Genomic DNA, 20,292 nt, shown 5'->3' with positions numbered 1-20,292 from the left:
TTCCCAGAGCGATTCAGCACGACCCAGGCACCTAAGATTCTCTCCATTCCCGAGACGGCATGGATCAACAAACCAGCCGACAAACCCACCGAGAATGACCGCCTCGAACTAGCTGCCTAAACTCCCACTGGTCTCATCCGCCTTGACAAGTTCCGCAGTGGCGAGTTCCTTGAACAAGTTCAACAGCCAGAGCTTCTGATTCGAGGCGACTCCGTGCGCGGGATGGGAAGGGTTTGGGAGTTCGGCCAGTGCATTGATGAATGCACATCCGCGGGTGTTGGTCTCACTCCAGGTGCACAGCGCATCGAAGGGCGCAGTGACGGCCTCGACCGGAGAGTCGCAGGTATCGACCGTGGTGCGGACAAGTGATCGCCAGCGCTGGTCACGTTCCTCGAGGTAGGTCGCCACGAGGTGGTCTTTCGAGCCGAACTGGTTGTACAGGGTCCGCTTCGTCACACCTGAGCGTTCGGCGATCAGATCTACACCGACCGCTGTAATCCCGCGGTTGTAGAACAGCTCGCCAGCAGCCGCCAGGACGCGATGACCAGCAGCCGTCAAGTGCTTTGCTTCCCGCATCGGACACTCCTTCACCGATCGGTGTGCACTAGGTTGTCTTCACAGATCAGTGTACCGATAAGGAGATTAGACGATGAGTGTTTCCAAGACTATGCGCGCCGTCCGGATCGCAGAACATGGAGGGCCGGAGGTTCTTGAGCTGACAGAGGTGGCCGTGCCTGCTCCGAAGTCAGGAGAAGTGCTGGTCCAAGTCAGCGCCGTGGCGCTGAACAACACCGACCTGTGGACTCGAGCGGGGGCATATGGTCGTCCGGAAGACCCAAAGGCGCTATCGGGCTGGCGCGGTCCGCTCGACTTCCCGCGCATCCAGGGCGCCGATGTCGCTGGCCGCGTCGTTGCCGTTGGTGCCGATGTGGACGAGGGTCTCGTGGGCCTGCGAGTGGTCGTCGACCCAGCGATCTACGACGCGGAAGAGCCCAACGCGAATCCGGTGGGCCTGATGGGGAGCGAACGCGACGGTGGTTACGCCGAGTACGTAACCGCGCCGGCGAAACGTGTGCACGACGTGACTGAATCCCTGCTCACCGACGATCAGCTCGCCGCGTTGCCGACCGCCTACGGCACTGCGCTGGGCATGATCGAGCGGGGCAGACTGCAAGAGAAAGAGACCGTGCTGGTCTCGGGAGCGTCCGGCGGTGTCGGTATTGCGCTGGTGCAGATCGCCCGCGCGCGAGGCGCGAGGGTGGTCGCCATCAGCAGCGGATCCAAGATCGATGCGGTGCGCGAGGCGGGCGCACACGAAGTTGTCGACCGCGCGGGAGACGTTGCCGAGCAGGTCCGCGCTGCCGCCCCGGAGGGTATCGATGTGGCACTCGATGTCGTCGCTGGTGAGCTGGTGGGTGAGGGGCTGCCGCTGCTGCGCGAAGGTGGCCGATGGGTTATCGCCGGTGCGCTCGGCGGGTACGCTGTGACCTTCGACGTGCGCCGTCTCTATCTGCACAACGCGCAGGTAATCGGCTCCGCGATGCACACGCCCAAACATTTCGATCTCCTCATGGACATGGCTCGGCGGTCCGAGATCCAACCCATCATCGCCGCGACCTTCCCACTGGACCAAGCCGCTCAAGCGCAAGAAGAACTTGCCCGCAGGGGGCACGTCGGCAAGATCGTCATGCACCCTCAGCCGAGCCACTAAGGGTGGCCAGCGAGGGGTGGACATGAGAGCACACGCTTATGTTGCCGCACTGTCTCCTAATCGATTTGTGTCCTAACAGATGGGTTTCGGCACAGCTCGGATACGAGACAGATAAGGAATCCGATCTTGAGTGGCACAGTCGAACCGTGTCACTTTTGCGCGATCGGATTGGCGGAGCGCCGTGCTGCCGTTCAACGTAGCCAAGGATGATCAGGACCACTCCGGTGGCTCCTAGGGTCACGAGGAGAAGTACGCTTCCTTGAAACACAGCTAGCACGGCGAGAACGATGAGTAGCCCGCCGATCGCCAAAACCACTTGTAGGGAACCCAACCAGATTGCATGTGGCGAGCGTAGCTCGAGTACTTCTCATCGTTGTAGATGGCAGTGCCATCTGGCGGTGGTTTTGCATACAGATCTGATGCGCACCGATGCCGCGAGGTGCAGCTTCTGAGAGACTCGAGAATTGATCGCTGCTGAATTGATCGCCGTTCTGATCTCATCTGTGCTGCTGGTTGGAACGCTCATTTTGCTCATGTGGATTTCGCGAAGCGAGCAACGACTGACCACACTTTGGCTGAGCCTGAATGCGAGACCAATCTCGAACGTGATCGGCGCTGTGCTCGCTGCGCTCGGGACGGGACTCCTCTTTCTCTTAGGGATCGGCTTCGTTGTCGTCAGCCGCCCGATCGGATGGGGTTTCGTATTGCTAGGGATTCAAGCGACGGCATTGCTCTTGTTCATGATCTGGGCGGGTCGACGTCCATTCGACGAAGCGCTGCTGCAAGCGGACCCCCACGAGATTAAAGGTGCGCAAGCGGCGGGCGAAGCCTCCGCGGCTGATCGCCCACCTGCACCATAACTAATGGGATTCGACACACATCGCTTACGAGACACATACGGTTGTCATGGCAGGCTGGGCGGGATTGAACCGGAAGCCGCGCGACCCATTCGGCGGAGTGTGCTACGAATCAACCGGTAGCCGCCACAAGGGCGGTTCAGGAAGGCATCAACGTCATGACTGAGATCACCGCCCACCATGGGCTCTTCAAGGACACCAACCTTCACGTCGACGACACCGGTGGCGGCGGCCGCACCGTGGTCCTGATCCACGGTTGGCCCCTGTCGGGCGAGCCCTACGTGTCAGGGTTGGGTGAGGCCAGTAGCTCAGAGCAAGTCCGCCGTGTGACGTAGGGCGAGAATCAGGAATCATCATCATGTCCAGCCCGTCTTTGATTGCCGTGCGCGACGATAGTCATATGAGTAGTCCCGGACCCCGAGCTGGTGGTCCGACCTCGAGAAGGTCGTTCAGCCCAGCGCAGAAGCTTGCCCATTTGGCTGCGTATGACGCGGCGATCAAGGACCACGACGGCGGCGCGTATCTGCGCACCGAAGGTTTGTACTCCTCGCAGATCACGGAGTGGCGAAAGCTGCGTGACGCCGGTGTTCTCGCGGGGAAGAAGCCCGGCGAGAAGATTGGCCGGTTAACTCCGGAACAAGCGGAAATCGCCCGGCTGCGCCGCCAGCTGAGCAAGACCGAGCAGCGCCTGGAAACGACGGGGGTGGCGTTGGAGATCATGTCAAAAATGCACGAGCTACTCGAAAGTCTTTCGAAGAGCTCGCGGGACGAAACACCGCACACGAAGCCGTAATGACCGCCTATCGCGAACTGGCTAGCCGAGGGATCTCGACTCGCGTCGCGGCCGACTTGGTCGGGATTCCTCGAGCGACCGCCACCAGGAAACCACGCATCCCGGTGGCTGGGCCGTCGCCGATACCGGCGAACAAGATCGATGATGCCGGCCGCCGGCAGATTCTCGCCGTCGTCAATTCGGAGTCGTTCGTGGACCTGCCGCCGATTCAGATTTACGCGCAGCTGCTCGACGCGGGCACCTACTTGTGCTCAATATCAACGATGTATCGGGTGCTGAACGAGAACAAGCAGGTCAAGGACCGCCGCCGTCTGGCACGCCATCCAGCCCGAGCGATCCCTGAGCTGACGGCGACGGGACCGGGCCAGGTGCTCAGCTGGGATATTACGAAACTCGCTGGCCCGGTCAAGGGGAAGTACTTCGATGCCTACGTGATGATCGATATTTACTCCCGCTACATCGCCGGCGCGTATGTTCACGCGTCGGAATCGGGCGAGCTGGCGGTGGAGATGATGAAGGAAATCTTCGGCATTCACGGCGTCCCGCGGGTCGTGCACGCCGACCGCGGCACGTCGATGACGTCCAAGACCGTCGCGGCGTTGTTGTCTGATCTGGAGGTTACTAAGTCGCATTCGAGGCCGCGCGTGAGCAATGACAATCCCTACAGCGAGGCGTGGTTCAAGACCCTCACATTCTCGCCGACGTTCCCCTTCCGGGCACGAGGATCACTACCCGCCAAGTGTCCGCCGGTTCGAGCTGCGTCCGGTTGGCGGTCACTGAACGGTTGTCTACCAAGCCAATATGGTGAGCGCATGGACGCCTACGCCGGGCGGGTCGGTGAGCGCTACGCCGACAACCCTGACGGCGCGGACCACTAGTTCTAACGGCAGGGCGCGGATGAGATCTGTGCGCGAGCCATCCTAGATCTCGGCTGCGAGACGGGCATCCTGACGGCGACTTTCGTCCGAACCGATCGCATGGTCGCGGCCGGTTTTTTTCGGTCCGATGAACGGCAGCACGGAAGCCAGGCAGATAATAGCCACGAGTTGCATCGGGTCCGTGTAACATGCGGCTTTATGAAGACCTCGACGCCGTTGTCGCGACCCATGGCTTGGTTCTGCGTGGTGGTCGCATCGCTCGTGATGCTACTCGCGCTGTTCAACCTCATCTTCAACACCGAATTGGTTTGGTCATGGCTTCCGCTGTTTATCCTCATGCCGCTCAGCCTGGTGGTTGGCGTGCGTAGTCTTCGCGCTCTGGGCCGGGCTAATCGTTAGCTGCCTCGGGACAGGGTCGCGTTCAAACAAAATTGACTCTGTAGAGAAACTTCCATTTAAGGCCCGGCCGTCACGAAACGAGTCCGATTACGCGGGCAACGAGAGCAATGGCGCGCGAGGACCCCTTCAGGCGTGTGGCCTTGGATCTGCGCTGAATGATTGGAGTGCCCCGCAACCAAATCGCTCCGTAATCCATGGGACGTCAGACACTAGCACCTGCTCCGAAGCGGCGCAGGCAATGAGTCCGAGGCGCCAAATGGCGATCGCAGAACGCCGCCATAGAACGCAAAGGTCACAATCGGCTGAACGACCTCGCCGCTACCACCTACGGTTCACAATATTCGATTGCACCGGGTCAGTGGCTCGACACGGGAACCTCGCATGTCCCGTAGAAGGTTCCTCACACGGAGCGCGACGGACGCAGCCCAGCGGCAAGAATTTAGGTCCCTGGGCAGCTAACGGGGCGCAGCGGTTGCCCAGGGCTGAATGTGTGCGAGCAAGGCGGTGAGGAAATGTCCTGGTTCTTCGTACATGGGCATGTGGGCCGAGTGCTCAAACCATTCGATGTGCTTGCTCGGAGCGGTGAGGGAATTCATCCAGAACTCCACGGGTGCAGCCGGCGTCATTTGGTCGTGGCGTCCCTGAAACTGAATGATGGGGATGGGGAACTGCGTGATGGTGGAGAGGGTGATGTCCATGAGTTGCGGGACTAACATCTCTGCACTGAGGATGTTCCCCAAGTCGATATGCGCGCGATCCGTGGCGCTGAGATCTGGCGACACGGTACTGCCATCGAGAAAATAGTCGCAGTCGGATCGGCCCGCAGCGAAGCCACCGTAGCGACCCACCCAGGAACGATGAATCGCCAGCTTCTGCGGATCCATCGGGCCGGGCCCCGGATACGGCTCCAGTTTCTGGAGTTCTGACTGGGCGGACAGGTCAACACGATGGCGGGCCTCGTCTAGCAGCCAGTCAAAGCTGACTCGTTCGGCCTCGGTGAAATCTACGACCTGGCCAATGCCCAGATAAGACGAGAACAGGTCCGGGCGCTTCACAACTGCGGTGGTTGCCACGACCGTTCCCCAGCTGTGTGCGGCGATACTGATGCTGCTGACATCGAGTGTCCTGAGCAGCCACTCGGTTAACTCTATTAAGTCCTCAACGTACTGTCCGGGTTGAAGGGTGTCACGGATTTCGGCCGGATCGCTCAGACCGTGGCTCCGGCCCGCTCCACGTTGGTCGTAATGCACCACGGTGAAGAATTCTTCAACAGGTCGTTGCCACATCCACGCCGTCGGAGCCAACGGCGTTCCCGGTCCTCCATGCACGAACAGGAGAACCGGATTTCGTGTTGAGGTTCCGCGTATCGAGACGAATTGGGGTACGCCGCCGAGCGTGACGATGTCACTCTTCTGAATTCCGCGAGGTGTCGAAATTCGTTCAACACTTCGAATGATGTCAAGCGCGGAATCTAAGTGAGGTGCGGTCATAGGGTCACCCTACGGGGGTGGCGGCGAACAGCGCCGGATCTGGCACGAGCTTGGCTCGGCACCTGGCGGCGAGGACAGCCCTCAACTGACTGGGTCCGCGCACCGACGTCACCGCTCGGCCGCCCATTATTTCGGTATCGCGTTGGGGGTTCCCCTTACGGGTAGTTGCGCGTGTTCCATTCGTGCTGCAGGCGATTCGCTGCCCGCCGGCAAGGCCGGTCGGCTCGAAGCGCAGTCTTCTATGACACACCCTGAGTAGATTTCGTGATGAGGCCAGGATCAAGTCAGAGGGATAACAATTGGACCGGCTTCGACGGGGCCTCCACATTCAGTGGTGCCCTCAACGTCTTCCCAGATCAAGTCTGTCGTGACCTCTGCTGCAACCGAGCCGTCGGCATAGTGGGCCGTAATCGAACCCTGTTCGGGCTGGGTGGGCATCTGGACCGACCAGGAGTTCCCGCTTCCACTGGCGGTATAGGGCGAAAGATCTCGGCTCGACGGTGCGAAAGATCTGACGGTTGGGTCGACACCACCGACGAGCGGAGATTGGGATGCTTCGATCGGTTGCACTCCGTGGTCGATTTCTGAGCAGACGCCGTCCAGATCACAGAGGCGCACCTCGGTGATCTGACTAGCGTCGCCGGTCAGCTGTACGGACAACGTATTGATGTAGCCGACGGCGGAACAAATTGTGGAAGGAGCCCCACTGCAGCCTGAGATCGCGGCGGCGACAACGACGCCCACAAGCGCCATCAACGCTTTGCGGGATCGATTAGCGCGATTGCTCATGCTTTGACCCTTGCACACCACTCAGTGCAAGGCAGGACTCCCGCGATTTCGTTGCAAATGTGTTAGATCTGCCCGTTCCGACTGCGTGTCCGGCGATCTCGGTAGTTCACGCGATGGTCTCCGCGACGGCTAGGACTTTCTGCCACGCTTCAGAAACTGTCAGTTCCGTAAAAGAGCTCGATATTGCACGACAAGCGCCGCTCGAATTTTGGCAGGCCAGAGCCAGCAATGAAGCCAGAACTTGCTGCCGCTGCCGCAATCAGCAGCACACTGGAGGAAGTCGTTGCAGCCGAACGGATGTTGTTTGAGGTTTTTGAAACGTCACCGGTAAGTGCGGATATTGCCATCGAGACGCACACGCTTTGCGCCCACCGCGAAGATCTGCGGTCCCGGATGACGTTCGGCTTACGGGCTGCTTGTTGCCCCCCGCGCGGCCGCATAATCGACTCGCTCGCAACTGCCCTGAGCAGGCACCGTGTCGTATGCTCGCGGTAAGACAGCCGCTTGTCCGCGAATCGGGGAGTGATTGATATGGAGTTTGGTTCTCTATTTTGGTGGAACTTTTGGGTGGTCGTTCAGGTCCTCGTCATTGTCGCGATAGTCGTGGTTCTGGCACTATTCATTCGCTGGGGAAGGCGCACAAGCGCGGTTCTTGAGTCGAGTAAACACGCGGAGGATCAAGGGCATGCTGCCACAGGAAGGTAGCTCATGTGCACGGTGACGATGAATTGCACCACCCGGCGGGAGGAGGCCCGGTGCGGGGCATTCTTCGCCCGTAGATTGTGACTAGGAGTCAGAAACGACCGGCGCTGATCGCGATCGCGATTGCCGTAGCAGTCGGCATGGGTGGGTGCACGACTGAGCCGTCGACGGCAATTCCGGCGGGTGCCGCAACGACCGCGTACCCGGGCGAGCCGACACCTCTGCCCAGTGGTCTGGTCGACTTCTCTGCGGGCTATGCAACAGTCGTCGATGGGCGGCTGGCGATTGTCCTGGCCAGCAGCTCAAGCTGCCCGCCCCACGCGGACTCAGCGGATCTAGCGACGATGACGTTCGGATTCTCGGTCGATACCGAAGGCCCCTGCACGGCAGATTCCGCCCCAACGACGTTCGAGTTCGACGTGCCATCAACCGTGAATCTGCCGACGTTCATCACGATAAATCTCACGGCCGGCGACACCTCCAGCTCTCAGCTACCGGTGCTGCGGTAAGCATCGCTTACCCGCGGCCGTGCCGGCAAGCTGCCAACGCTTTCTCACGGGGTGACAGCATGAAATCGTCGCGACTTACGATGCTGCCAGCTGAAGGATTCAAACCGCGGCCCTGGAAGCCGGAGGGCCAACTTGGTCTCTAACGCGGGGCCGATCGTGTCCTGTATTTCTGAAATGCCGCTGTGATCGTGATGATGCCCGAAATCCCAATCAGGGCTCCCCATTGATTTTCCGCCACAATCATCGCGATACCACCGGCCAGCAAACCGACGCCTAACGCCGACAGAAGGACTCTGAGACGAATCGGCAGCATTCGTCGCTCCGAATTGTTCTGAAGAGAGGTCACCCGACGAACTTACATGTTCCTGTCCTGAATTGACTGTTCGCGATTCGCGGGCGGCGATGGGAAGTCCTGGCGACGCACTAGATCCCAACGCAAAGTGCTGCCCCTCCACCGTCCCGCAGGGGGTTCCTCATGTGGGGCTGGCCCACGAGCCGTAGATTGACTGGTTGTGAATCCTAGGAAAACTCACGAGAATGAAAATTCCGTCACCGGGACCCTGATGCCAAGCAAACTATTGAGATTTTGAGGCGAGGCCTAGTTCGCCGCACACGTCCGGGTCACCGGGAATGACGGCCGCTGTTCCGTTCTTCATCACGCACTCCGTTAAGGGGCTGGGTACGGGATGGGAAAAGGTGCGATCGTTATATCCGGGTCCGGGTGGAGTTCCGTTCGGGTAGCTTGCGTCCAGCGAGTGCTGTGCCCAGAGGTCGGAACAAAACCCAATAGCGTCCGCAATGGGTGCCGACCCTCCATCAGTACCATCAAGCGTGCCCACGAGCGACACCGCGGTCGTTCCGGGGAAAGACCCGCGCCAGTCCAGTTCGGCACGAGCAAAGCACGCCACTGAGTTCTTATCGGTCACGTTCTGGACCGCAAAAAAAGTGCCAGCGCTTAGGCCGAGTATCAAAAGGGAAGCCGGCACGATGGTCCATGCCCGTTGCGCAACTCGGAATCGACGATTCTGTTCTGTTCCGATGTCTGCAACGTCAACGAGAACTACTCGAAACGCGGCACTCCGCGACTCATCGAAAACTGGAGGGTTTTCGTCGTCGGTATTCATCGTGTCTCTCCTAAGGGCTCTTTCAAAGATTCAAGGTCGAGGGTGTGTATGAGGCGCCGTTTAGCGCGCATGAGGCGTGCTCGAACGGCACCGGGAGCGATGCCGAGAAGCTCACCAACGTCTGGCGCTGAGAGCTCTTCAAAGACACAGAGCGAGAGAATTTCTTGATCGCGGCGATTTAATCCGCGAAAGGCTTCTTGCACTGTCCGGTGTGCTGGCTCCGCCGCGAGCCCGTCCAGAACGCTATTGCTGTGGTCGGGGGCAGGTTCCGGTCGAGGAATTTTGTTGAGCATTCGTTGGTATCGCACGGCAGACCGGAGGCGGTTGCGTGCAACGTTGGTGGCCGTTGCGAGTAGCCAAGCAATAATCGAGCCGTTGACGAGCCGCACTCGTGATTGTCGCCGCCACGCTTCAAGGAATACCATCGCGGTCACATCCTCGGCGTCAACATGTGATCGAACAAGCCTCAGACTGTATCTGAAAACCCTGTCGCGGTGCCGGTCGAAGAGCAAGCCGAACGATTGACCGTCCCCCGCACGCACGTGCGACCACAACTGTGCGTCGTTCGCGTCTGCATCGAAGGAGGTCATAACTAATAATGTCCGACCGGCTAAGAAGTGTTACACGTCTCGCGCCTGCACCTGCTTCGATAATCCGTCGGGACATCGCGACCTGCACTACGGAGAACGGCCTGGACGCCGGCAAGCGTTGACGGCACTCCCGTGCGTCCCGTAGAGGGTTCCCAAGTGACACAGCGTCTTCGCGTAACGCCGGTGGGTGGATTGGCCGCAGACCTGTCGCGCTGGAGGTCCGGCAAACGGGCAACAGCTTGCTGGTTCCTCTGTATCGTGCTGTGAGTCTTGGGCTTACGTTTCGATCAGGCCATCTCCCTCAGCCGCCATCGGGATGTCGTCGATGAACGTTGTCGACTCGCCTCGAGGAAGTGCGCTCGTAGCGTCGACCGCCAAGGTGGCACGCTCCCCGCCGACGTCCCCATACCAAAGCTCCCCTTCTCCAACCGCGTGGAGAAGCAATCCCACGCCATCGCTGGTCACTTTATATGAGAGATATCCAGCGTCGTGGTCGAGCTTGCGACCCTTTGTCCAGGTGACATCGTCTGCCAGATAGCCACCAGTCCCATGCGTGAGATCAGATAGTAGCCCCTCACGCCTAAGCCCATATGCAGCGTCCATCACCCGAGCAAGTTCCGCCTCAGTGGTCAAAGGCCACTCGAGCGTCGTGAAGAGTTGTTCATAATCGATGACGATCTGTTTGCCGACAAGAGTCCAGAAGTCATCGCGCTCTCTTCCGCGCACCCGCTGCTGAAATCCGCTGTAAATCGCCCAATGCAACGCCAACTGGTCGGAGGACAGACGCCCGACGAGAGCGGTCCAAGAAACTCCAGAGTCATTTCTCCCTTCTGCAGTTCGGGCTGAGGCAAGGACACCGGATAGATACTCCGCCACGAATTCGTCGTCGGCCCACTGCGCTTTGTCAAAGAGTTCCGCGGCAACACGAGCGGGAATTGCTCCGTCGGGAATTGTTCCGTCCGCCTCCAGGCTTGAACGCTCGACGGCTCGCGCCGCAACGCGCCGCACGTTCCGCCGTCGCGTATAAGAATCGAGAAGGTCCTTGCCCATTTCTTCCGCGGTCGGTCCAAGGAATTTGTCTAGGACAGCACCGAAGGATCGGACGCCTTGCGCGGCGGCCTTCAATGCGATGGGATCGATCATGAGCCGAGTGTAGGTCACGCGGGCACCCCAGAGGTGCACAAGTATCGCTGAGCGTGTCGAGGCAATATGGAAACGCTTCGCCGCAGGATGTGCTCTGGGCGCGGCGTTCAATTCACCTTCGGAGCGATCTGCAGTCGAACCATCTGGCGACCGCATGCGGTAGACCACCGTCGCATTTGGCGTTCCCCTTGCGGGACATACCTCTAGAACAGGCGGCGTCTGTCACCCAACGCGCGAACAGCCTTGGATCGCGGCACTTCACGCTTGAAACCGCGCAGAGACGGGTGACCGGTGCGGTATTCGAGCCTTCCAGGGGCAGAATTGCTTAATCGAGTCTGCCCTTGTGCTCCGTTTCAGTCGATTGGAGAGACCCGAATGAGGTTGCCATCCGGGTCGGCGACCACGAATGTGCGCCCGAAGACGTCTTCGTGCGGCTCTTCGATAACGGTGGCCCCCTTGGCCGTCCACGCGGTGAAGCAGTCATCGACTCCGGATGCTGACCCGGGCAGCATGAGTCCCAACTCGCTGGTTCGCGGCGTCGCCGTCGTGACGGTGTCGCTGCGGCCAGACCATAGAGCGAAGAGCACGCCTGGGGCTACCTCGAACGGGACATAACGCGGGGTAATGGTGACAGGTTCCATCTCGAAGAGGTCGCTGTAGAAGCGGGTGGAGCGCTCAACATCGGTGACATAGATGAGGAACAGGTTTGGTAATGCCATGGGGATCTCCTTAATTGACGTTCTCGGCTACGTCAAGCCTTTCATCAATACATGACAGATTTTGTCTGGTATCCGTCGATACTGGTGAGATGAAGTCCCACCGCCTGCTTTCGATGATGTTGCTGCTCCAGACGCGCCACCAGATGACGGCGCTTGAGCTGGCAGAGGAGTTGGGAGTTTCCGTTCGGACGGTACTGCGCGACGTCGTGGCTCTGGCGGACGCAGATGTACCGGTGTTCGCCGAGCGAGGCCGATATGGAGGCGTAGTCCTGCTTCCAGGGTCACAACTAGATGTGTCCAAACTCAGTCCCACTGAGGTCGATGCGCTGACGCTGCTGGGTTTGGACACCGGACAAGCGCGCCAACTTGGCATCGATTCACTCACGCGCAGCGCCCAAATGAAGATCGCTTCCCGCCGAGCTCAAGGCCGCCAGTTGGAACTGCCATTGTCCGAATTGATTGTGGTCGACAACACTCCATGGTTTAGTCCGATGCCAAGCGCTGCCGGCGTCGCCGAACTCGCCCGAAACCTACAGTCGGGCAGGCGTTTGCGGATTCATTATCGGAGAAGTGCCGAACGAGGTGCCTCATGGCACGCCGTTGACCCGTACGGGCTTCTAGCGAAGTCCGGCCGTTGGTACCTGGTAGCCGATGTCGACCGCGTACCTAGGCTGTACTCGCTCCAAAGATTAGAGGGCTGGGATGTCCTGCCAGAGGTTCGGCGACTTCGACCGAACGCAACGCTCGCCAGCGTCAGCCGTGATTTGAGTACGGCGGTCGAGAACCGGGGAGGCGTCACAATTATAGCAACGCTGTCGAAGGACAGGCTTGACCTCGCTCGACGGATTCTAGGCTCTCGACTCGCCAGCAGTAAGCCCGCTGATGCCGACCACGTCGAGATCACCGTGATCTACGACCAGGTGGAGTCCGTGCGTCAGCTGTTGCAATTCGGTGACCACCTCCGCGTCACGAGTCCGCCGGAGGCGCGGGCTGTTATGCGGGACGTTGCCACTGCCATGGCGGCCCTGTACCGAGGCTGACCTGGCAGCAGAGCCCAAAACTCCGCTCCTCTCCAGCATCGATTCTGAGTTTGCGCCAAAAGTGAGTCCGAAACGTAGAGCCGTACGCGTCCCGCAAAGGGTTCCCCTTTCGGGAACGGACTCAGAGCCAGCGATCGTGTGCCCAGGTGTGCCGGTGGACGTCCGTCAACTGACACTCGTTGGTCGGAGTAACTCGAAGGACAAGGGCACGATTGCCATGGCTTATTGCCCGGGGTCGGGCGCGTCCTGTAGCTTTCGGAGATGACGACTGACCGCACAAAACCGACTCGGAAGCGCCGCCTGCCCTCTTGGGCCGTTGCGATGATGGGCGCTTACCTGGCGGCAGTCGGCGGGCTCGTTGCGTCGGTGTGCGTGATGCGCGCCTTTGACGTGGGAGCGGGGACGGGCGCAGCCGAAGCGATTGTTCTACTCATCGTTGTGTTGACGCTGCCGCTATCAACTCCGTATTACGTTGCCGGTTCACTGGGTTCATCGCAAGGATCGGGGCCAGAAGAATTGGCCGTCGGAGCACTGTCGCTGAGCGCGGCGTTGTACTACCTGGGATTCTTCCTTTTGGCCGCGGTCAATGCCGCCATCTTTCGATGGATAGTAATTAGCACTCGCCGCCGGCGGGCGGAGGCTCAGTCTGATTCCTGATGGTCAACGGACGCGTTGGGGGAACGGAGCCAGCGCGAAGCAGCGGCCTGGCGAGGACCAGCCCGCAAACCAGGCCGACGAGGGGAGAATGGGCCGTGATACCCGACTTGGAGAATGTCGCATGGGCCGGTCTTGCTCATGACCGCGATGCAGGACACTGACCTGCTGGAGTTCTTCCCACCACCGAAGAGCGGCGGGGAAGCCCGGGCGTTGATTGTCCGGAACAGACCGCTAGATTAGGGCTGCGATGGAGTCCAGGTATCCCGTGACCGGGCCGTACTAGGCACCGCGTTGTGCACGGGTACGTATGCCTGCTGCCGCCCGCGCGATCGGAGTTCCGACCAGCCACGTGACCGGGGTGGCTGCATGGTTACGCCTCGTCGGACCTGGATGAGGCACGTTCAATCGTCACTGGGTTGCGGCGGATCGGCCGGGCAAGGATCAGAACGCTGATGAGGGCAGCAGCGGCAATCGGTACCGCCAGAAGGTAACTTAGCTCCGGAATTAGAGTGGCGCCAGCAAAAAGCGAGAGCCCCCCAACGAGAGCCGCCGGAACAGCGACCAGGATGCAAGCCCAAAGCGGCACGCGCATTAGCCGTGCCCAAACCGCGGCGATGAACAGGCCGAGTGAGCCGACGAAGATCAACAGGTTTCCGGTCCGGGCTTCTGCGAGTGCCTCGCCGGTTGCTGCGAAGTACACGGTCATGTAAGCACCACGACCCAAGAGCACTGTGCATGAAACGACGAGGGCCGACCACAGGACGAGGATCCCTGCCCAGGCCAGAACCGCGCCCACGCCGAGAGCCGACTCCGCCTCTTTACCGCTCTGCGTCATCATCATTTGACTTTGAATTTGGCGACGTCGGAGCTGCCGTCATTGAGCGTAAGTGTGAATGTTCGGCAGGTGCCTGCCCATGTGGACGCGGTCTTCCAGACGTACGTGTACGTTCCGCTCGCCGCATCGTATGACAGTGAGCTGTTGCCTGCGGTTGTGGTCGTTTCTACGTTGCTTATGGCTACGCCTGTTGCGCATTCGGTCGCTGTTGAAGACGGCGAACCTGCGCTCAGAATGTCCATCCCAAAGTCCCCGCCCAGCGCGAACTTCAATGGCACAGCCCTGCCTGCCTTCATCTGGTTGAAGGCCGGTGCGGCATCCACGGGTGAGCGGAAACCGCTGAATTCATATTCCGGGACCTCAACAAGCTGATCCGCCGAAACGAATGCTTCCCGGCCTTCGTCATCTCGAATTGCGAGCGTCACCAAGTATGTTCCGGCGGTGGTGTAAGTGTGGCTGACTTGACGTCCGGTAGCCGTGCTGCCATCGCCGAACTCCCAGAGATATTCGACGATGCTGCCGTCGGCGTCGGCGTCGGCGTCGGCGTCGGCGCTCGCGCCTGCATCGAGCGTGATCGAACGCCCTGCGGAGGCCAGAGACATGCTTGCCGTGGGATCCAGGTTGGCAGGTGGCGCCTGCCAGACGTCCAAACGAGTCTCCTCGCCCTGCGGCGCGACCTGCGCACCGAAGAGTGTCGCGGTCCATTGCCCCACCCCGGCGTTCGCAATGTGGTAGCTCTCGAAAGTAGGACCGACTTCGTGGCTCACATCGGTGGCGCTGGTTTCTCGCCCGATGACACGGCCTGATGGGGATGTCAGAGACAGCACCACATCGCTACCGGGCCACTGGGTGGATGCGTCAAGGTCGCCCCCTGAGGACTGGAAGGAGTAGTCGATGGTTTCACCAGGATGCACATTGAAGAGCGTCCCTGGAGAAGGTGCTCGCAGTGCCGCGGTGACGTCGCGAGCGATCAATTCGTGGCCGAATTCGTTCGGGTGGTACGACTCGACTTGATCGAACAATTTGATCCCGTTGAGGAAGAGGTCGGTGCTGGGACCGCACAACTCGTGGCCAGCAGGAGTGTCGTAGATGCCGACGTATTGGAGGCCGAGAGACCGCGCTGAATTGCTGATGGCACTGTTGAACTGTCTGATCTCACGGTTGATCCACCGCTGATCTGTCATGCGCATTCCGGCGCAATAGTCGTCGTGGGCGGCGTTGTGCTGGCCGCCTTCGACGTAGAAGCGTGGGTATCCGAGTATCAGCACGCGAGCAAATGGAGCACGGCGCCTGACTTCCTTGTAGATGGTTCCCAGCTTGTCCTTGTCGATCATGACTTCAAGTCTGTCATCGACGCTGTCGCCATACTCCGGTTCACACGCGGCATCAACGAACGGGTTCAGAGCGTCGCCGAGCTGCGCCGTTACGCAGCCTTTGAGCACATCCGCGAACCCCATGTCGTTGCCGCCGATGCCCAGGGTGACCAGTTTTGTGCTGCTACTGAGGCGATCGAGTTGCGCAATACCGTCGGTGTAAGGCGGGCGGTTGGGGTCGTAGCCGACTGAGAGATCGTCGATCACTGCGTTGCTGCAGGCTCCGAAGTCCAAATTCAGGTTGACCACGCCAGCTTCGACGAGTCGTTTCGGGTATGCGTAGGCCGAACGGTGGCAGCGGTTGCCGGGAATGTCGGTGTTGGGAAGGTACGCGCCCGCGCCTTCTCCGGATTGACACGAGTCTCCGAGCGCGACGTATTGGGTCAGCGGTGCGCTGCCGCCGCGGACCCGAAATACGTGTCTTCCGGTGACGGAGCTATCGGTGCTGGTGTTAGCCAGCCCAGTGGGGCTCGTGTCGACGAAAGCCCCATTGACCGAGGAGCCGAAGAGCTCGTAGGAGGTGCCGTCACGGCCGCTGCCGTTCGAGAAACCTGCCACTGCTGAGGTTCCGCCGAGCCCTCCCGTCCCGCCGCTGGCGCTGCCTGTTTCCCATGGGACCTTGTCGTAGTTGTAGATGATATCGAAGGCGCCAGGGGAGGAAGCGTCTTCCCGGTTGACCAGGAGCAGTTGGAAACTGTTGAGCTTGTCGGTACTTGCACTGTAATAGCCGACGTCGACCCAGTTCACACAGAAGGCACGCTGGCCTTCATAGGTTGTGGTTCCCCAGCCATAGCGCACGGTTTCGGAACCAACACCGCGAGTGTCGACATCCGCGAAAAACGGAGCGATGATCTTGGCGCGCGTATCAGCTAGACCGAAAGGAGTGAAGGTGTTCAACGGCCCGTCGAATGTCACGTTGCCGTTGTTGTTCACCCACAAGCTCTCAAACGACGTGCCGTAGAAGTCCACGCCGAACGGCAGCTGCACCTAGCTGGAATAAGAATCATCGTTCGCTCTCAACTCGTTCTGCATGCAATCGGCCGAGTCGATGACCGCACCACCTATCGCCTGAGCTGGCTCCACTGCTAGGAAGCCACCAGCTAGCACAGCGAGCACCGCCATCGCTGCCGTGTTTCGAACCCATTTCAGCTGCACGGTTCCCCCTCGTTCAGACGTGATTCAGACGTGATTCAGAAGCTAGCGAGATTCACATTGGTGCAGCAATACCCCGTTTGGGTGCCTGATCCGAGTCGCCGCGTTCCTCACAGAACGGGGATCCCCGAAGGTCGGGCGCGTCACCTCGGACAACGCATGTATGCAGCCGGCAAGGTCTGTCGCAGCTTCCCCGCAGCATGGCGGGGAAGCTTTGTCATACGGGAGCGCTCAGAATCGGATGAGGGCTGGGTTCGACAGACGGGACTACCCAGGAGGGGTGCTTGATGGATCCAGCGATTGTGCCTTTTGTGGTGCAAGAAGGGCATGGTGTTCCGTGGCCGCTGAAGTCAGCCAAGGCAACACGCTCTGACCGGCCCGGAAAGGGTTCCCGTTGCCGGACTAACGCGTCCGGCAACGAAATCTAGTGGGGGCACCTCTCAATTGCCGGATTCGAACTGACGTTGGATAGTGCGATAGACGGTCGACCGCGCAACGTTGAAGAGCTCGGCCAATTCCGCGCTGGAATGTAGGCCGGCGTTGTGTACTTCGATCAAGTGTTTTTGCTGCGTCATCGACAGTTTGGGCTGCTTACCGCGAAGACGTCCTTTCGCCTTGGCCACCTGCATTCCTTCCCGCGTTCTGGCGCGAATCAGATCCGACTCGAATTCGGCGACCATCGCCAGGACGTTGAAGAGTAGCCGCCCGACCGGGTCGTTCGGATCATGTACCGATCCGCCGATGCTCAGCTTGACGTCTTTCGCTGTCAGCTCGTCAATGATGTCTTTGGCATCCCTGAGTGACCGTGCGAGTCTATCGAGTTTGGCCACGACGAGGGTGTCTCCAGCACGGCAGGCGGCTAGCGCTTCGCGAAGCCCCGGCCGGGCCCGGTTCGTTCCGGTCAGACCATGATCGGTGTAGATCAGTGACGATCTAACGCCCAGTCGTTCCAAGGCGTTTTGTTGGGCGGTGAGGTCTTGTTCATCTGTGGAAACGCGTGCGTATCCAATCAGTAATCCATTCATGGCGAAACGATCCCGCTCGGCTGCGAGCAGGTCAATAATCGTCGCAGTCATGGTCCGGCTTGCAGGCGAAATCATTCAGACACGCGTTCAGCGGAACGGCTGAACGGTAGCCAGGCGCAGCTACGACGGCGGGAGCTGGGTGAATAGGATGAAGTACAGCCAAACTGCCGCGAGAATGGTGCCGGCAGCTGCCCCGACGAGGCCTCGTAGCCACCAAGGGCGCACCCACGGTACCGCCACTATGGCGGCGAACAGGAGCATCCAGCTGACGGCCGCGGCGATGATCGCGATCGGTGCTGACGGCGACAGGAATCCTCCGGGGTCACCCAAGCATTCGACAATTCCACAACGGTCTAGTCGAGCATAGGCAACGAGAATGAAGCCAAGAGCGACAGCTAGCGGGATTGTCCAGACTAGATTTAGCGCGATCAGCTTGGATTTGGTGGGTGGGCGTCTTTCAACCATTCCTGACCGTCACCTTGCCGGACATTGCGAAGCAGCCGTTGTCGACAACTGCAAAAAGACCACCCAGATCCCCACTGGCGAGAACGCGTTCGGAAACACGTCAGCGACACCCGCCCGGTCGAGGGCGAGCAGGGCGATGAACCCGTAGATCAGGATGGAGACGCCGGAGGCGATCCGATACCCGAACGGCAGCACGCCGGGATGCTGCCCGCCCCACGCGAATCGTCCCCACGGCGCGCCTAAGGCGAGGGAAAGCTGGAAGAGAACCAGCAGGCCAATCAGTGTGACGAAGGCGATGGCGGCGATCATGGATGCAAGCATATGGGGCGCGCAGGTAACCCCCCTTCCGGCAGGGAGTACCTCTGACGCGCTGTGCTTGGTTGCGCTGCCAATGCCCGCACCTGATCAACCGCAGGGACCGCGGCAGAGCCGAGATCGATCAGCTAACTTATGCCAACTTACTAATGCGTGGCGAGAAGAGGGCACCCGCTCTAGGGCGGTGCGATTGAGCAATACGCCGACACGATCATCGTCCCACAGTGGTCACCAGCGTTCGTCCCGGTGAGGGTCCGGCTTACGGGCAGTTTCTGGATTACAGGCCGTAACTTGCGAGCGGTCGTTAGTGTCAACCTTGTGAGTAAAGCCCAACGATGCATTCTCCTTCTTGCTAAGGCTGTAGTGCTGTGGCTTTCGGGAGCCGATCTCATCCTGTTTTCAGAAGAGCTCGTCGTTCGCGTTGTTGGAGTGGTTTTTTCGCCGTAGCGATTCCATTGACAATCGCTGGTGGCCGCGGTCTACGCGACCGTCAGTGGCTGTTCCCATACGGGCCTAGCGCTCGCGCCAAAACAGGGCGGGGCCCGTCTTGCTCGTCGTAGCCACCCCATTGGATCTTTCGAACCAGAATTGCACACCGGAGGGACTGTCGCCGCTCGGATTGCCATCAATGCGCACATCCATGACTCTGTTCGATGACTTCGTGGACGACGCGAGGGCGTGCGCGGGTGAATTACCCGATGCTTCCGGGGAGGGCGCATATCAGTCCGGTAGGGAAATTTGACTTGAGCGGCTGTCGGTCAAGGTCCTTGAAATTCCGGCGTTTCTCCTCTGTGCTGCTAGTTTGAGCGTGCCGCGTACCGGCGCGCAGAAACAGGGGGAAACATGTTTCGATTGATTGCAATTTCGGGGCGTCTTGTCGCGTTGTCGATGTCGGCCGGGCTTATTTTGACCGGATGCGCTGCTTCGGAGCCGAAAGCGTCATCGCCCTCGGCGGAAACAGTTGTCGACTCGGATGCATGGCCGGTCGTCACCCTGAGTGGTAAGGGGTCGCTCGAGCATCAGGTCGACGTTCCCGCGGGGGCTTATTCGATGCTGGTCACATTCGCGTGCACGAGCGGAATCTTCTCTCTATCCACCAATTCGGACATGAACCGAAGCGGCTCGTGCGGGGGACTTCGTTCGTTCCATCTTCCGCTTCCGGAGTACGCGAAGATGAATTTCACCGTCGGGGTCCCGGACGATACTGCATTTTCACTGACCGCCGTTTTTCGTACCGATGCTTTCACTCCTGACTCGGGCATCGCGTCAGATTGCACCCACCTGTCCAGTATCTACAGCGCCATCCTCAATGCCGAGGAAGGATTCGCCGATGATGATGTCTCCACCGCCGAGTGGACATCAATCGTCGACCAGGCCGCCAACGACCTCACGAATCTGACCGCAACATCCTCCGGTTTAATAGGACAGCAACTTCCCGCGGTCCTGACCGAGATCGCGGGACCCAACGCGGTGCCGGGCAAGCTGCTTGCACACGAGCCCCTGAACGACTCGGATGCCGCACGCGACATAATCGGGCAGGCCTGTGCCGGCAACGGCACCCCCCTCGCCATCACAGCAGACTACGGTGGATAGGACTGATCGGAGTTGGACTGCTGGCTCCTCATGTCGGACCGCCCCACTGGAACTCCGCCTTGCGGCCTCGAAAGCATTGGGCGTTGCGCAGTCCGCCCATGGCAGCTCGGTTGGTACGTAAGTGTCTCGAAAC

At 60.0% G+C, this 20,292-nt stretch carries 21 protein-coding genes and 2 pseudogenes; 8 read left to right on the top strand and 15 right to left on the bottom strand.

Going from position 1 to position 20,292, the window contains the following annotated elements; translation table 11 throughout:
• Nucleotides 1-108: 108 nt before the first annotated feature.
• Nucleotides 109-576: a TetR/AcrR family transcriptional regulator gene (locus E3N85_RS09805; protein ID WP_134462706.1), complete on the bottom strand. Its 468-nt coding sequence runs from the start codon at nucleotides 574-576 to the stop codon at nucleotides 109-111.
• Between the two features lie 178 nt (nucleotides 577-754).
• On the opposite strand from E3N85_RS09805, the gene E3N85_RS09800 reads away from it, so the two are divergent.
• The 4 genes and pseudogenes from E3N85_RS09800 to E3N85_RS16800 form a co-directional block, all read left to right on the top strand.
• On the top strand, nucleotides 755-1,711 hold the full coding sequence (locus E3N85_RS09800; RefSeq protein WP_241978414.1) for a zinc-binding dehydrogenase: 957 nt from the start codon (nucleotides 755-757) through the stop codon (nucleotides 1,709-1,711).
• A 464-nt stretch (nucleotides 1,712-2,175) separates the two neighbouring features.
• Entirely contained in the window at nucleotides 2,176-2,571 is a 396-nt protein-coding gene (locus tag E3N85_RS09795; protein WP_134462702.1) for a hypothetical protein, read from the top strand.
• 155 nt (nucleotides 2,572-2,726) lie between these two features.
• Nucleotides 2,727-2,849 (top strand): annotated as a pseudogene (locus E3N85_RS09790) (alpha/beta fold hydrolase); the annotation flags it as partial.
• 119 nt (nucleotides 2,850-2,968) lie between these two features.
• A pseudogene (locus E3N85_RS16800) lies at nucleotides 2,969-4,077 on the top strand (DDE-type integrase/transposase/recombinase); the annotation flags it as partial.
• Between the two features lie 204 nt (nucleotides 4,078-4,281).
• Here the strand turns inward: E3N85_RS16800 and E3N85_RS16990 are convergent.
• On the bottom strand, nucleotides 4,282-4,413 hold the full coding sequence (locus tag E3N85_RS16990) for a hypothetical protein (protein WP_255453880.1): 132 nt from the start codon (nucleotides 4,411-4,413) through the stop codon (nucleotides 4,282-4,284).
• Between the two features lie 24 nt (nucleotides 4,414-4,437).
• Here E3N85_RS16990 and E3N85_RS09775 point away from each other — a divergent pair, with 24 nt between their 5' ends.
• Nucleotides 4,438-4,638: a hypothetical protein gene (locus E3N85_RS09775; RefSeq protein ID WP_134462696.1), complete on the top strand. Its 201-nt coding sequence runs from the start codon at nucleotides 4,438-4,440 to the stop codon at nucleotides 4,636-4,638.
• Nucleotides 4,639-5,093: 455 nt separating this feature from the next.
• On the opposite strand, the gene E3N85_RS09770 is transcribed toward E3N85_RS09775, so the two are convergent.
• The 8 genes from E3N85_RS09770 to E3N85_RS09735 form a co-directional block, all read right to left on the bottom strand.
• Nucleotides 5,094-6,128 carry an alpha/beta fold hydrolase gene (locus E3N85_RS09770; RefSeq protein ID WP_134462694.1) on the bottom strand — a complete coding sequence of 345 codons (1,035 nt, stop codon included), beginning with the start codon at nucleotides 6,126-6,128 and terminating at the stop codon, nucleotides 5,094-5,096.
• Nucleotides 6,129-6,407: 279 nt separating this feature from the next.
• Complete coding sequence (locus tag E3N85_RS09765) at nucleotides 6,408-6,917, bottom strand: hypothetical protein (protein ID WP_134462692.1); 510 nt, start codon at nucleotides 6,915-6,917, stop codon at nucleotides 6,408-6,410.
• 149 nt (nucleotides 6,918-7,066) lie between these two features.
• Nucleotides 7,067-7,264, bottom strand: coding sequence for a hypothetical protein (locus tag E3N85_RS09760; RefSeq protein ID WP_134462690.1), 198 nt, complete (start codon nucleotides 7,262-7,264; stop codon nucleotides 7,067-7,069).
• A gap of 1,003 nt (nucleotides 7,265-8,267) precedes the next feature.
• Complete coding sequence (locus E3N85_RS09755) at nucleotides 8,268-8,474, bottom strand: hypothetical protein (RefSeq protein ID WP_134462688.1); 207 nt, start codon at nucleotides 8,472-8,474, stop codon at nucleotides 8,268-8,270.
• 229 nt (nucleotides 8,475-8,703) lie between these two features.
• Nucleotides 8,704-9,252, bottom strand: a complete 549-nt coding sequence (locus E3N85_RS09750; protein ID WP_134462686.1) for a hypothetical protein — start codon at nucleotides 9,250-9,252, stop codon at nucleotides 8,704-8,706.
• Entirely contained in the window at nucleotides 9,249-9,842 is a 594-nt protein-coding gene (locus E3N85_RS09745) for an RNA polymerase sigma factor (protein ID WP_134462684.1), read from the bottom strand. The genes E3N85_RS09750 and E3N85_RS09745 overlap by 4 nt, the downstream gene beginning before the upstream one ends.
• Nucleotides 9,843-10,118: 276 nt before the next feature.
• Nucleotides 10,119-10,985, bottom strand: a complete 867-nt coding sequence (locus E3N85_RS09740) for a hypothetical protein (protein WP_134462682.1) — start codon at nucleotides 10,983-10,985, stop codon at nucleotides 10,119-10,121.
• Between the two features lie 353 nt (nucleotides 10,986-11,338).
• Nucleotides 11,339-11,704, bottom strand: a complete 366-nt coding sequence (locus tag E3N85_RS09735) for a VOC family protein (RefSeq protein WP_134462680.1) — start codon at nucleotides 11,702-11,704, stop codon at nucleotides 11,339-11,341.
• 89 nt (nucleotides 11,705-11,793) lie between these two features.
• On the opposite strand from E3N85_RS09735, the gene E3N85_RS09730 reads away from it, so the two are divergent.
• On the top strand, nucleotides 11,794-12,744 hold the full coding sequence (locus E3N85_RS09730; protein WP_134462678.1) for a YafY family protein: 951 nt from the start codon (nucleotides 11,794-11,796) through the stop codon (nucleotides 12,742-12,744).
• A 261-nt stretch (nucleotides 12,745-13,005) separates the two neighbouring features.
• Nucleotides 13,006-13,401: a hypothetical protein gene (locus E3N85_RS09725; RefSeq protein WP_134462676.1), complete on the top strand. Its 396-nt coding sequence runs from the start codon at nucleotides 13,006-13,008 to the stop codon at nucleotides 13,399-13,401.
• Between the two features lie 370 nt (nucleotides 13,402-13,771).
• On the opposite strand, the gene E3N85_RS09720 is transcribed toward E3N85_RS09725, so the two are convergent.
• The 5 genes from E3N85_RS09720 to E3N85_RS09700 all read right to left on the bottom strand — a co-directional run bounded on the left by E3N85_RS09720 (nucleotide 13,772) and on the right by E3N85_RS09700 (nucleotide 18,560).
• Entirely contained in the window at nucleotides 13,772-14,242 is a 471-nt protein-coding gene (locus E3N85_RS09720; protein WP_206751242.1) for a hypothetical protein, read from the bottom strand.
• Nucleotides 14,239-16,596 (bottom strand): PxKF domain-containing protein, encoded by a 2,358-nt coding sequence (locus tag E3N85_RS09715; RefSeq protein WP_134462672.1) that lies wholly within the window; start codon nucleotides 16,594-16,596, stop codon nucleotides 14,239-14,241. Before E3N85_RS09715 ends, E3N85_RS09720 begins: the two co-directional genes overlap by 4 nt.
• Nucleotides 16,597-17,201: 605 nt before the next feature.
• The gene (locus E3N85_RS09710; protein ID WP_134462730.1) at nucleotides 17,202-17,786 is read right to left on the bottom strand and encodes a recombinase family protein; all 585 of its coding nucleotides are present in this window, start codon (nucleotides 17,784-17,786) and stop codon (nucleotides 17,202-17,204) included.
• A gap of 120 nt (nucleotides 17,787-17,906) precedes the next feature.
• Nucleotides 17,907-18,116, bottom strand: coding sequence for a hypothetical protein (locus tag E3N85_RS09705; protein ID WP_134462670.1), 210 nt, complete (start codon nucleotides 18,114-18,116; stop codon nucleotides 17,907-17,909).
• A gap of 144 nt (nucleotides 18,117-18,260) precedes the next feature.
• Nucleotides 18,261-18,560 (bottom strand): hypothetical protein, encoded by a 300-nt coding sequence (locus E3N85_RS09700; protein ID WP_134462668.1) that lies wholly within the window; start codon nucleotides 18,558-18,560, stop codon nucleotides 18,261-18,263.
• A gap of 1,179 nt (nucleotides 18,561-19,739) precedes the next feature.
• Between E3N85_RS09700 and E3N85_RS09695 the strand changes: the two genes are divergently transcribed.
• The gene (locus E3N85_RS09695; RefSeq protein WP_134462666.1) at nucleotides 19,740-20,159 is read left to right on the top strand and encodes a hypothetical protein; all 420 of its coding nucleotides are present in this window, start codon (nucleotides 19,740-19,742) and stop codon (nucleotides 20,157-20,159) included.
• The last annotated feature ends 133 nt before the right edge of the window (nucleotides 20,160-20,292 follow it).

Origin of the sequence: Cryobacterium sp. Hz9 (assembly GCF_004402825.1) — a bacterium.
GTDB classification, from domain to species: Bacteria; Actinomycetota; Actinomycetes; order Actinomycetales; family Microbacteriaceae; genus Cryobacterium; species Cryobacterium gelidum.
The sequence above is the reverse complement of the archived record's forward strand: the minus strand, read 5'-3'. Positions and strand labels throughout refer to the sequence as shown.

What these genes read in the sequence shown, in the direction of transcription:
- E3N85_RS09805 (WP_134462706.1), bottom strand. Translation starts at nt 576, where the DNA reads ATGCGGGAAGCAAAGCACTTGACGGCTGCTGGTCATCGCGTCCTGGCG.
- E3N85_RS16990 (WP_255453880.1), bottom strand. Translation starts at nt 4,413, where the DNA reads ATGCAACTCGTGGCTATTATCTGCCTGGCTTCCGTGCTGCCGTTCATC.
- E3N85_RS09775 (WP_134462696.1), top strand. Translation starts at nt 4,438, where the DNA reads ATGAAGACCTCGACGCCGTTGTCGCGACCCATGGCTTGGTTCTGCGTG.
- E3N85_RS09770 (WP_134462694.1), bottom strand. Translation starts at nt 6,128, where the DNA reads ATGACCGCACCTCACTTAGATTCCGCGCTTGACATCATTCGAAGTGTT.
- E3N85_RS09765 (WP_134462692.1), bottom strand. Translation starts at nt 6,917, where the DNA reads ATGAGCAATCGCGCTAATCGATCCCGCAAAGCGTTGATGGCGCTTGTG.
- E3N85_RS09760 (WP_134462690.1), bottom strand. Translation starts at nt 7,264, where the DNA reads ATGGCAATATCCGCACTTACCGGTGACGTTTCAAAAACCTCAAACAAC.
- E3N85_RS09750 (WP_134462686.1), bottom strand. Translation starts at nt 9,252, where the DNA reads ATGAATACCGACGACGAAAACCCTCCAGTTTTCGATGAGTCGCGGAGT.
- E3N85_RS09745 (WP_134462684.1), bottom strand. Translation starts at nt 9,842, where the DNA reads ATGACCTCCTTCGATGCAGACGCGAACGACGCACAGTTGTGGTCGCAC.
- E3N85_RS09740 (WP_134462682.1), bottom strand. Translation starts at nt 10,985, where the DNA reads ATGATCGATCCCATCGCATTGAAGGCCGCCGCGCAAGGCGTCCGATCC.
- E3N85_RS09735 (WP_134462680.1), bottom strand. Translation starts at nt 11,704, where the DNA reads ATGGCATTACCAAACCTGTTCCTCATCTATGTCACCGATGTTGAGCGC.
- E3N85_RS09730 (WP_134462678.1), top strand. Translation starts at nt 11,794, where the DNA reads ATGAAGTCCCACCGCCTGCTTTCGATGATGTTGCTGCTCCAGACGCGC.
- E3N85_RS09725 (WP_134462676.1), top strand. Translation starts at nt 13,006, where the DNA reads ATGACGACTGACCGCACAAAACCGACTCGGAAGCGCCGCCTGCCCTCT.
- E3N85_RS09720 (WP_206751242.1), bottom strand. Translation starts at nt 14,242, where the DNA reads ATGATGATGACGCAGAGCGGTAAAGAGGCGGAGTCGGCTCTCGGCGTG.
- E3N85_RS09710 (WP_134462730.1), bottom strand. Translation starts at nt 17,786, where the DNA reads ATGAATGGATTACTGATTGGATACGCACGCGTTTCCACAGATGAACAA.
- E3N85_RS09700 (WP_134462668.1), bottom strand. Translation starts at nt 18,560, where the DNA reads ATGATCGCCGCCATCGCCTTCGTCACACTGATTGGCCTGCTGGTTCTC.
- E3N85_RS09695 (WP_134462666.1), top strand. Translation starts at nt 19,740, where the DNA reads ATGAATTTCACCGTCGGGGTCCCGGACGATACTGCATTTTCACTGACC.